Annotated in this window: 7 protein-coding genes and 1 rRNA gene; 3 read left to right on the forward strand and 5 right to left on the reverse strand. The window is 41.6% G+C overall.

All coding sequences use genetic code 11. From position 1 onward, the window contains the following. Window position 1: 1 nt before the first annotated feature. Together J8L73_RS11025 and purL are read right to left on the reverse strand one after the other, a co-directional pair. Window positions 2-2,455 carry a YdbH domain-containing protein gene (locus J8L73_RS11025; RefSeq protein ID WP_211017057.1) on the reverse strand — a complete coding sequence of 818 codons (2,454 nt, stop codon included), beginning with the start codon at window positions 2,453-2,455 and terminating at the stop codon, window positions 2-4. A gap of 137 nt (window positions 2,456-2,592) precedes the next feature. Further along, entirely contained in the window at window positions 2,593-6,483 is a 3,891-nt protein-coding gene (gene purL / locus J8L73_RS11030; RefSeq protein WP_211017059.1) for a phosphoribosylformylglycinamidine synthase, read from the reverse strand. Window positions 6,484-6,694: 211 nt separating this feature from the next. On the opposite strand from purL, the gene mltF reads away from it, so the two are divergent. Further along, entirely contained in the window at window positions 6,695-8,170 is a 1,476-nt protein-coding gene (gene mltF, locus J8L73_RS11035; RefSeq protein ID WP_211017061.1) for a membrane-bound lytic murein transglycosylase MltF, read from the forward strand. Between the two features lie 166 nt (window positions 8,171-8,336). Then, on the forward strand, window positions 8,337-8,504 hold the full coding sequence (locus J8L73_RS11040) for a hypothetical protein (RefSeq protein WP_165491322.1): 168 nt from the start codon (window positions 8,337-8,339) through the stop codon (window positions 8,502-8,504). Here J8L73_RS11040 and tadA read toward each other — a convergent pair. After that, entirely contained in the window at window positions 8,501-9,022 is a 522-nt protein-coding gene (gene tadA / locus J8L73_RS11045; protein WP_211001775.1) for a tRNA adenosine(34) deaminase TadA, read from the reverse strand. The two genes, J8L73_RS11040 and tadA, sit on opposite strands and share 4 nt — an antisense overlap. A 178-nt stretch (window positions 9,023-9,200) precedes the next feature. On the opposite strand from tadA, the gene J8L73_RS11050 reads away from it, so the two are divergent. Beyond that, window positions 9,201-10,505 carry an inosine/guanosine kinase gene (locus J8L73_RS11050; RefSeq protein ID WP_211017063.1) on the forward strand — a complete coding sequence of 435 codons (1,305 nt, stop codon included), beginning with the start codon at window positions 9,201-9,203 and terminating at the stop codon, window positions 10,503-10,505. Window positions 10,506-10,539: 34 nt separating this feature from the next. Here the strand turns inward: J8L73_RS11050 and glsB are convergent, their stop codons facing one another. Then, window positions 10,540-11,463 carry a glutaminase B gene (glsB, locus tag J8L73_RS11055; RefSeq protein WP_211017066.1) on the reverse strand — a complete coding sequence of 308 codons (924 nt, stop codon included), beginning with the start codon at window positions 11,461-11,463 and terminating at the stop codon, window positions 10,540-10,542. A 398-nt stretch (window positions 11,464-11,861) separates the two neighbouring features. Continuing rightward, window positions 11,862-11,976 (reverse strand): 5S ribosomal RNA (gene rrf / locus J8L73_RS11060). Between the last annotated feature and the right edge of the window lie 52 nt (window positions 11,977-12,028).

A 12,028-nucleotide genomic window follows, 5' to 3' on the forward strand; every position in this document is an offset into this window, starting at 1 on the left:
ATTAGTTTCCTTTTTGAGAATATTGCTGCTCAACTTTTTGTGTTATTTCGTCACTTAATCTTAGCGCTCTTAGTAGCGTAAACACGTTTTCTTCGTGGTTATAGTTAAAATTAACTTGCTGCTGTTGTGGCTCATTAAAGCCTTGTAAGTTAACACCTAAATTTAACCAGCCATCACTTTTAAGTGCTACTGTACTATTAAGTTTTTGTATATCAAGGTTTTTAAGTAAGCTCAGAACAGGCTGTAGTTCTTGTTGCTGTTGCATAACAGAGTCAAACGCTTCGTTATTACTAATAATAAGCTTCCCTTGGCCTTGATTAGCTAGGCTGCCATTTTTTACCTCAACCCCTGTTTCATCAAAATAAAATGGCAACGTCCCTTTTAGCCTACCTGTTAGGGTAATACCCGACTTATCGTCAAGCGTTATTAATTTGCTGGCATCAACATTTTCAAATGTAACATTAGCTGTTTGCTGCGATTTTAAAAGCGAGTATTTATCTAATTCAAATGCCCCACCAAACACATTGCCACTTATATCAAATGCTTGCGCTCTATTACTCACCATTTTTATTTTGCCATTAATATTATTAACTACCGCGCCCGCTCTTAATTCATTAACGTTAAAGGTAGTAGGCTCAACATTAAGCTGCCATGAATCATATTGCCCACTAAGTTGCACCCTAAACTGATTAGCTAAGTAATCATTATAAAGCGCGCTGGTATCATCAACAGTTAAATTAAAATTAGCTTTTTGTAAGTTAACATCGCCACTAATTCGCCCACCAAACTCGCCTTGAGTGAGTTGAGCTAACGGCTCAAATTGGCTAATAATTGAATTTAGCGAAAGTACATTTTGCTGCGGGATTATTACTTCAAACGGGTGTTCTACTTTTGAAATATGGTGATTAGCCACCAGCTCTATACCGTTTACAAATACATGATGAGACGCTTTAAGCGCTCTGCTTTGCAAGCCTTTTGAATCCACATTTATATTTTCTAAATCAATACTGGGGCTTGTCAGTCTACTTATTTGAGTATTCGCTGATAAATGAGCAAATAACTCACCCACGCCTAAGTTTGCCTTTGCACTGAGGGTATTGTTAATGCCAGTGAGCTTATACTCATCGTATTGAGCGCTTTTAAACTCACTTTTTAAAACCACGTTTGCATCGAGCTTTTCACTCATATTTGCCACTAGCTTACCTGTGTAAGCATTAATAGTAGTGCCATAAGCAACGGCTTTGTCAAAGCTAAATGTAGTACTTACTTTACCTACGGGTTTAGAGTCAACGAGTTGAGTAAGTGTAAAGTCGCCTGCGGCTTTTACATTATTAGCATCAGCCGGTAAAAATTCAGGCAAAGCGGTAAGCGCAATATCGTAATTGCCACTTAGTTGTGCGTTTTCAAGCTGCGTATTTAGCGCTGCAACATTTATATCATCAGTGTGTAGCTGCGCTTTAAGCTGCATGCGCGCACTTTGCAACGGTGTAGTAGTATTAACAAATGTATCTGTAAAAATTATGTCTATCTCTTGCTCGCTTTGCTCATCGCTTGTAAGCGTTATTAACGGCAAGGTTAAATTATTATCTACTAGGCTTATTGGTTTAGGTAAAGCCCACTGCCAATTAAGGGGAAGTTGCTTAACTGCAAAGGCCTTGTAGTCACCTTCAGGAATAAGAGATTGACAGTTATTACCAAGCGTTACATTGTTTTTAAGCTTGCTTGGGTCAAGTGAAAGCTTTTGGGTATTTAAATTATACGCAGCGCTTAGCACTCCTTTGGTATTATTTGTAATATCACAGTTTTGAAATTTATAGTCATACCGCACCTGTAAATTACCGGTGAGGCTAGTCTCTACCCCGTTAAAGCTAAATGCCTGCGCTGCATTAAAGCTAAGCCCATTTAAAAGCTCGTTATCTGTTTTAAGTAACTGTTTAAGCAATCCATCATTAACTTTAAACTGCCCTTGTACATTATTATAAAGCATTGCGCTAGCACTTAAGTCACCACTTACTACAAACTGGTTAAGTTTAGGCTCGTTAATGCTTAGCATGAAAGGCTGATTTAAAAACTCACTGTTTATAATTAGTTGCTCAACTGTAATTGTCGGTCTTTTTTCGGGAAGGGCTAGATCTAAAATTGCTGCTGGGCTGCTTACTTTATTACTTTGAGGAAGTGGATTTATATTAAGCACCGCATGTTTAATTTCAATATAGCGAGTATTAGCGGTTATACCTGTAACAACAAGCTCTTGGTTTTGGTAACTCAAGCACGCTTTTTGTACATGCACATTTAGCTTGCTGGTAAGTGAAAAGTCTAAACAATTTAAAGTAACGCCCGCTTTTTCAAGCGCAGGCGCTACAGCCCATTGTAATAATGGCAAACGAAATACATAACCAAGCAATACTATGCTTAGCAATACAGCACCCATAATTAAACCAACGCGCTTTAACATACTATCCTTAATTAGCCTTATACCTAACAAAATATCGTAATTTTAAATCTACGCAATCAAAAAAGGCTGCGCAGGCAGCCTTTTTTATTTTACAGCTAGATTATGAATCTAGCTTGTATAGGGAGTGATTGTGATCACTAGCCTACATTTTTACGTGCATTGCGGAACATACGCATCCACGGGCTATCCTCTTTCCACTCATCTGGGTGCCAAGAGTTAGCTACAGCGCGGAATACACGCTCTGGGTGCGGCATCATTACTGTTGCACGGCCATCAGTAGAAGTAATACCAGTAATACCTTCTGGTGAACCATTCGGATTAGCCGGGTATTGCGTTGTGGGGTTACCGTAGTTATCAACAAATTTAACCGCGACAGTACCGCTTTCAAGCGCAGCTTGAGTGGCAGCATCATTTGCAAACTCAGCATGGCCTTCACCATGAGATACAGCAATTGGCATACGCGATCCCGCCATACCACTGAAGAACACAGACGGATTCTCTTGTATTTCTACTAAGCTAAAGCGTGCTTCAAAACGCTCAGATTTATTAGTTACAAAACGAGGCCAATGCTCAGTACCTGGAATTAACTCTTTAAGCGTTGATAACATTTGGCAACCATTACACACACCCAAACTAAAGGTGTCTTCACGGTGGAAGAAGTTTTGGAACTGATCGCGTGCCATATCGTTAAACAATATAGACTTAGCCCAACCTTCACCGGCGCCTAATACGTCACCGTAAGAAAAACCACCACACGCCACTAAGCCTTTAAACTGCTCAAGGGTTAAACGCCCTTCGAGGATATCGCTCATGTGCACATCAACAGCGGCAAAACCAGCACGGTTAAACGCAGCAGCCATTTCTAAATGCGAGTTAACGCCTTGCTCACGTAAAATAGCCATTTGTGGTTTAGCACCCGTTGCAATGTATGGCGCAGCTATATCTTCGTTTAAGTCAAAGTTAAGTTTGACGTTTAAGCCTGGATCTTTTACATCAAACTTGGCATCAAACTCCTGCTTAGCACACTCGGGGTTATCACGACGTGCTTGCATTTGGTACGTTGTTTCGGCCCAAATAGTACGCAATTCTGTACGAGTATGATTAAGTACCGTTTGCTCGCCGCGGTTAAATACAATGCTATCGTCGCTATTAAGCGAGCCAATCACGTGACTAATTGCAGCTACACCGTGTTGTTCAAACACTGCATTTACGGCATCTAAGTCGCTGTTAGCCACTTGAATTACTGCACCTAGCTCTTCGTTATAAAGCGCTTCTAAGTCTGAGCCTGTTAAACCATCTAAATCAACAGTCACACCGGTGTGCCCAGCAAATGCCATTTCAGTTACGGTAGTAAATAAACCACCGTCTGAACGGTCATGATAAGCAAGTAGTTTGCTATCTGCTACAAGTGCTTGCATAGCATTATAAAAGCCTTTAAGTAACTCAGGGCTGTCTACATCTGGTGTAACATCACCAAGTTGCTTATAAACCTGTGCAAGGCTTGATGCACCCATGCGGTTTTTGCCAGCACCTAAATCAACTAAAATAAGCGATGTGTCGCCTTTATCAGTGCGTAACTGTGGAGTTACTGTTTTACGTACATCGTCAACACGGCCAAAGGCTGTGATAATAAGCGATAACGGCGATGTTACTGATTGCTCAGCACTATCGTCTTCGTTTTTCCATGTCGTTTTCATCGACATAGAATCTTTACCTACAGGTATAGTTAAACCAAGTGCAGGGCAAAGCTCTTCACCTACCGCTTTTACGGCTTCGTAAAGGCCTGCGTCTTCACCTGGGTGACCCGCTGCAGCCATCCAGTTAGCAGATAGCTTAATGTTCTCAAGGCTGCCAATGTTTGCACAGGCAATATTAGTTAACGACTCTGCCACAGCTAAACGCGCTGAAGCTCCGTAATTTAATAGTGCCGCCGGAGTACGTTCCCCGAGTGACATAGCTTCACCGTGGTAAGTATCGTACGTTGCCGCGGTAACCGCACAGTTAGCAACAGGCACTTGCCACGGGCCAACCATTTGATCTCGTGCTACTAAACCGGTAACCGAGCGGTCACCGATGGTAATTAAGAATGTTTTTTCTGCAATTGTCGGTAAGCGTAATAAGCGCTGCGCGGCATCTGCTACGTCAATAGCATTTGTATCAATGGCAGTACCTGTTACTTGCTGAGATGTTACATCGCGGTGCATTTTAGGCGCTTTACCTAACAATACATCTAGCGGTAAATCAACAGGACTATTATCAAAGTGGCTATCAGCAACAGTTAAATGGCGCTCTTCTGTGGCTTCACCAATTACTGCGTACTGTGCGCGTTCGCGCTTACAAATTGCTTCAAAACGATCAAAGTCTTCAACAGCTACAGCCAGCACATAACGCTCTTGCGATTCGTTACACCAAATTTCGTGTGGTGCCATACCTGGCTCATCGTTAGGAATATCGCGTAGTTGGAATTTACCACCACGACCACCATCATCTACAAGCTCAGGGAATGCATTTGATAAACCACCTGCGCCTACATCATGTATAAATGCAATTGGGTTTTCATCACCTAGCTGCCAACACTTATCGATTACTTCTTGGCAACGACGTTCCATTTCTGGGTTTTCACGCTGTACAGAGGCAAAGTCTAGGTCTTCGTTTGATTGCCCCGATGCCATACTTGATGCTGCACCACCGCCTAAACCAATGTTCATTGCAGGACCACCTAGCGCAATTAGTTTTGCACCTACTGGAATATCCCCTTTTTGAACATGATCAGAGCGAATATTACCTAAGCCACCGGCAAGCATAATAGGCTTGTGGTAACCACGTACCTCTTCACCATTGTGGCTTGTTACTTTTTCTTCGTACGTGCGGAAATAACCTAACAAATTAGGACGACCAAACTCGTTATTAAATGCAGCGCCACCCAGTGGGCCGTCCATCATAATATCAAGGGCATTTACTATACGACCAGGCTTACCAAAGTCGCTTTCCCACGGTTGCTCGTACCCTGGTATACGTAAGTTAGAAACCGTAAAGCCAACTAAACCTGCTTTTGGCTTAGAACCACGCCCTGTTGCACCTTCGTCACGAATTTCACCACCAGAGCCGGTAGCCGCGCCCGAAAACGGTGCTATAGCCGTTGGATGGTTATGCGTTTCTACCTTCATTAATATTTCAATGTCTTCTTGGTGATACGCATATTCACCTTGCGCATTCGGGAAGAAGCGACCCGCTTTTGAGCCTTTCATTACTGCCGCGTTATCTTTATACGCCGACAATACATTTTCAGGGTTGTGCTCAAAGGTATTTTTAATCATTTTAAACAGCGATTTTGGCTGTTCAATACCGTCAATTGTCCAATCAGCATTAAATATTTTATGACGACAATGCTCTGAGTTTGCTTGGGCAAACATAAACAATTCTATGTCGTTAGGATTACGGCCTAACTTTTTAAAGTTCTCTACTAGGTAGTCAATTTCATCATCGGCAAGGGCAAAACCTTGCTCAACGTTTGCGGCAGCTAACGCTTCGCGACCACCACCTAAAATATCAACTGAGGACATTTCACGCGGAGAATCATTACGGAACAACTGCGCTGCCGCTGCAAGCTCAGTATGAGTTGCTTCAGTCATACGGTCGTGTAATAACGCCGTTACTTGTGCAAGTTGCTCTGTAGTTAGTTCACCTTCTATATAATAAGCAATACCACGCTCTACGCGGTGAACCTGTTTAAGGCCACAGTTGTGCGCTATATCGGTTGCTTTAGAAGCCCAAGGCGAAATGGTACCAGGGCGAGGTGTAACAAGTACTAATGTGCCAGCTGGGGTATGCTCGGCAATAGTAGGACCGTAAGTTAATAGCTTTTCAAGCTTGGTTTGCTCATCAACACTCAAAGGCGATGTTAAATCGGCAAAATGAGCATACTCGGCATATACGTTAGTGACAGGAAGTTGCGATTGTTTGCAACGCGCTAAAATTTTATTAACTCTGAACTCTGACAGTGCTGGTGCACCACGAAGGATCAACATAGATAATTTCATCCGGGGTTAGGGATTGAACGATATTTTAGGGCGACATTATAGTCTAAGTAGCATCCAGATTTAACTCCAAATTGCGCTTTTCATAAAATTAACTTTTTAGCTTTATTTATATTCCGTTTCAGCTAATAAAATAAAAGGGAAAGTGACGAAATGGCTAAGTTTTGCTATAACGGGTGCTGGCGCGTTAAAGGGGCTCTCAATGTTCAAAGAAAAACTAATAATAATCATTACTTTAGTTATGCTGTTATGTGCATGTGATATGCAAGAACAGTCAACCCAACTTGCCCAAATTAAAGAGCAAAACAAAATACGTGTGGGCACGCTGGCTAGTGCCAGTAATTATTATCAAGCAGTTCAAGGCGAGCAAGGCTTTGAATATGAGCTTTCTCAAGCTTTTGCCGATTACCTAGGTGTTGAACTTGAAATAGTCCCCTTTTTTAATTTATCAGACATGTTTGCTCGCCTTGAAAGTGGCGACTTAGATTTAATTGCCTCAGGCCTTACATACAATAAAGCACGCGCGCAGCAATATAGATATGGCCCCACCTACAGAACAATTAGCCAAAAACTTGTTTATAAGCAAGGGCGCGTTCGTCCGCGAGAATTTGATGATTTAGATGGTAACTTTACTGTAATAGCTAAAAGTAGCCATTCGCTTACCCTACAAAAAATTAAGAAAAACAATCCATCACTCACCTGGACCGAAAGCGAAGAATTTGATGAAGAGGAGTTACTTCAAGCCGTTATAGATGGTGAAATAGATTACACGCTAGCTGACTCCCATACATTATCGCTATTCAGGCGCTACCACCCTAATTTAAGTATTGGCTTTTCTGTATTACATAACGACCCGATCGCGTGGATACTTAATAAATCAAAAGATGACTCTTTGTACGCGTTATTGGTGCCATTTTTTGGTGATGTAAAGCAAAGTAACCAGCTTTACGTGCTCGAAGAGAAGTACTTTGGCCATGTGCGCCAATTTAACTACGTTAATACCCTTGCCTATATTGAGGCAATAAAAGAGACGCTCCCTACTTACAGACCTTGGTTTGAGCAATATGCTGGTACTCTCGATTGGCGCTTGCTTGCAGCATTGAGTTATCAAGAGTCGATGTGGAACCCACGCGCCAAATCGCCAACCGGTGTGCGTGGTATTATGATGCTAACGCGCAGCACAGCCAAGCAAGTAGGAGTTACCAATAGATTAGAGCCTGAGCAAAACATACGCGGTGGCGCTAAGTACTTGAGTAAACTCATTAAGCGTATTCCCGATCGTATTCCACAACCAGATCGCACGTGGCTAGCATTGGCGGCATATAATGTAGGTTGGGGACATGTTAACGATGCACGTATTATCACTGAGCAGCAAGGGGCAAGCCCTGATAAGTGGGCCGATGTAAAAAAACGCCTACCGCTGCTAATTAAAAAGCGTTATTACCGTAAAACACGTTATGGCTATGCCCGTGGAGATGTGGCTGTAAAATATGTTGATAATATTCGCAGATATTACGACGCACTCGTTTGGCTTGATGAAAACAATGCTATTGCTCCAGAGCCGGAACCTGAAACTGAGCCTGAGCCAGTACAAAAAGAGCCAGCGCCTACTGAACCAGCTAAAACTGAACCAGCAGCGCCTCAAAGCAAAGTAAAAGAAGAGGAAAGTAATCAGTAAGACCAAATTTCTATAAATAATCGAATTACTTTAAAAACAAAAACTAGGAAAATTAAAAAGCTGTTTACTTGTCATCAAATGATCACTAATGTGTGTTAATAGTATATCTGCACTTTTATACAGATATACCTTGTGCCTTTCTCACTTTCACGCATTAGGAGAACACATGCTAAAACGTAGACGCACGCAAAAACTAAAAAGAAATGTAATATATTCAACCGCTACTCGCCGTCGTATTATGTTACGTGGTTTACATAAAAAAATAATCTGGCGCCGCCGCATGTTTGCAATGCAGCAAATGGAAGCCCCAATATCAGAGCCACTTGCCAGTTAACTTGAGCAAGGCTTATCTATTTGAGCATCACGAGCAGCTTTTTTGGCTGCTTTAATTTGCGCTCGACGATTTTTAAAAAACTCAGAAATAGTATTCCCACATTGTTGAGCTAATACCCCACCACATACTTCAACCTGATGATTTAACCTAGGCTCTTGCAGTAAATTCATAATTGATCCTGCCGAACCCGTTTTTGCATCTGAGGCACCAAATACTAAGCGATTAATTCTGCTGTGAACTAATAAACCCGCACACATAGAACACGGTTCAAGTGTTACATATAAAGTACAGTCGATTAAACGGTAATTATTCAGTACTTTGCCCGCCTCTCTCACGGCTATCATTTCGGCATGAGCAGAAGGATCGTTATCAGTAATAGAGCGATTATACCCCGCTGCTATAAGCTTATTATCTTTTACAACAACAGCCCCAACAGGGATTTCATTAAGTGCTTGTGCTTTAAGTGCATACTCTAAGGCTAATTCCATCCAGTAGGAATCATCAATTGGCTCGTTCATTCAATCAACTTAATTAACTTTTTATGCTCTAATTATACCAACTTAGGTTAATAAAGTGCCTTTGAGATTGGTTTATTGCAAAAATAAAACAAAATAGTGTGGTTTGTCATGGCTCATAGCTAGTGATTTACGCTATAATCTCACGCTTTTTTTATTTAGCTCACAACACGGGTAGCAAATGAAATTTCCTGGACGCCGCAGGCATAAACATTATTTTCCAGTGGAAGCCAAAGATCCACTTACCAATCAACTTAACGCAACAGAGCGATTACAACGTAGTTATATTACGGGCATCGATCAAATCGTTGTTGATATAGAGGCAAAAGTTGATCAAGCTTTCCTAGACGAGTTTCAATTGCGCAGAGGTATGTCGCAAGTTATTGATAGCGATATTACAAACGCCTTATACGACCGTTTAAAATTAAACGACATGGTTGACTACGAGTTTGCAGGTGGAACCATAGGTAACACGATGCACAATTACTCAGTACTTGCAGATGACCGCTCTGTTTTACTTGGTGTAATGAGTGAAAACATAAAAATAGGTAGCTACGCTTACCGCTTTTTGTGTAATACCTCAAGCCGAGTAGATTTAGATTACCTTCAACCTGTTGATGGGCCAATAGGTCGCTGTTTCACACTTATTGATGAAACTGGCGAGCGTACTTTTGCTATTAGCGCCGGATTAATGAATCACTTACGCCCTGAGTCAATTGACAAAGAGCTAATTGAGAAATCATCAGCTTTGGTTATAAGCGCTTACTTAATGCGTACTCAAGGTAATGAGACAATGACCGAAGCGACCATGCAGGCTGTAAAGTATGCCAACGATGCTGGCGTACCGGTAGTACTCACTCTTGGTACCAAGTTCCTTATTGAGCAAGATCCTACTTGGTGGGCTAACTTTGTTAATAACCATGTAGATATACTTGCTATGAACGAAGAAGAAGGCCTTGCAATTACAGGTTGTGAAGACCCTCTTCTTGCTGCAGATAAAGCTCTCGACTGGGTAGATTTAGTTATTTGTACTGCAGGTGAAAAAGGCTTGTTTATGGCAGGCTATGTTGATGACGAACTCAAGCGTGAAACTGAGTACCCGTTATTGCCAGGAGCTATACCAGACTTTAACCGTTATGAGTTTTCTCGCGCTATGCGAAAAGAAGACTGTAAAACACCAATTAGAGCTTATAGCCATACGGCACCATTTATGGGTGGCCCTGATTCAATCAAAAATACAAACGGTGCTGGCGATTGCGCTTTAGCAGCGGTATTACATGATTTATCAGCTAACGTTTACCATAAATTAAACGTGGCGAACTCAGCGAAGCATCAGCAACAGGCCATTACTTACTCATCTCTTGCGCAAATTAGTAAATATGCAAACCGTGCAAGCTATGAAGTATTAGTTCAGCACTCTCCACGTTTATCCCGTGGCTTACCAGAGCGCGAAGACTGCCTTGAACAAGTGTATTGGGAGCAATAACATAGGGAGCTAAATTAGCCCCCCTATCGGTATTTTAAAAAATTGAAATATCGAGCTTTTTAGATAGCAGCTCTAGTGCTGCTATCCCCGCCACTGAATTCCCAAAACTATTAAGCCCCGGAGAGTACACAGCCACTGTAAATTTACCCGGTAATACCGCTAAAATAGTTCCTGACACCCCTGATTTACCAGGCATACCAACCCTATAACCAAAATCACCAGCAGCATCATATAACCCACTTGTAAATAAAAGTGAGTTAAGCTGTTTGTTTTGTCTACTTGATAGCACACGTTTACCAGAGCTAAAATCAATCCCTTTATTAGCTAAAAAGTTATACGCCTTAGCAAGCTCAACACAATTAAGCTCAATTGAACAAAAATTAAAGTACGACCAAAGCACATCATCAACGTCATTTTCAAAATTGCCAAACGATTTCATTAAATGCGCCATGGCAGCATTTCTGTGCCTAAATTCATATTCAGAGTTAGCTACTTTTTTATCAACAACAATAGTGCTATTGCCTGAGAGTAACCTAAACGTTTCAAGCATTGAGTGACGAGGAGCAGATAAACGACTATATAGCGCATCACATGTAACTATTGCACCAGCATTAATAAATGGGTTTCGTGGGATCCCTTTTTCAAACTCTAGCTGAGTTAAAGAGTTAAACGCAGTACCAGAAGGCTCTTTGCCCACCCTATGCCAAAGCTCGTCACTATAGCGCTGCAAGGCCATAGTAAGAGTCATTACTTTAGAAACAGATTGAATAGTAAAACGTTTAGAGCAATCCCCTGCACATATAGTTTCACCATCAGTGGTGTAAATGGCGATAGAAAACTGCTCAGGATCAACCTCAGCAAGCGCAGGTATATAATCAGCTACTTTCCCTTGCGATAACAAAGGACGTACTTCATGTGCTATCTCATCAAGCACCTTTTGGTAATCGGCAGTCGGCAATCTAGACCTCTATATCGTCATTGGTAAAAATTGGATTTTAGCACGCGCCAAGAGGCGCACCTAGTTTTGTTGATGAATTCAAAGGTGAGATTTTTTAAATTGAAAGCAAAAAACGCCACATCTTTGTAACGAGTTTCTCTTAATTAATTCCTGGCAATGTCGTAGTACTCACAGCGGTGGAGAGTCACAGTGAAATGGGATACTATTTTAGTATCGGGACGGCCTTGTAAGGGGCTCGCCTTCGAGCTGTATTGTTTGATGTATAGTTATACAAATCCCTCGGCGCACAAGGTGTGCAGGATAGCCCACTACTGAATACGGCATGGGGTATTGTTATCTACTTAATCCTAGATAGCAAAAAACCCGTTACATTGCTGTAACGGGTTTTCTTAATTAAATCCTGGTAATGTCCTACTTTCACATAACAAATGCTATACTATCATCGGCGCTGTTTCGTTTCACTACTGAGTTCGGCATGGAATCAGGTGGGTCCAAAACGCTATTGTCACCAAGAAAATTCTTTTCAATTTTCTTATTTTTATTAAGTTTAAAGTCCTTCGACTGA

Source organism: Pseudoalteromonas sp. MMG006, from assembly GCF_018101025.1.
In the GTDB taxonomy this organism is placed as follows: Bacteria; Pseudomonadota; Gammaproteobacteria; order Enterobacterales; family Alteromonadaceae; genus Pseudoalteromonas.

Coding starts and splice junctions, on each gene's coding strand:
- J8L73_RS11025 (WP_211017057.1), bottom strand. CDS start 2,455: ATGTTAAAGCGCGTTGGTTTAATTATGGGTGCTGTATTGCTAAGCATA.
- purL (WP_211017059.1), bottom strand. CDS start 6,483: ATGTTGATCCTTCGTGGTGCACCAGCACTGTCAGAGTTCAGAGTTAAT.
- mltF (WP_211017061.1), top strand. CDS start 6,695: ATGTTCAAAGAAAAACTAATAATAATCATTACTTTAGTTATGCTGTTA.
- J8L73_RS11040 (WP_165491322.1), top strand. CDS start 8,337: ATGCTAAAACGTAGACGCACGCAAAAACTAAAAAGAAATGTAATATAT.
- tadA (WP_211001775.1), bottom strand. CDS start 9,022: ATGAACGAGCCAATTGATGATTCCTACTGGATGGAATTAGCCTTAGAG.
- J8L73_RS11050 (WP_211017063.1), top strand. CDS start 9,201: ATGAAATTTCCTGGACGCCGCAGGCATAAACATTATTTTCCAGTGGAA.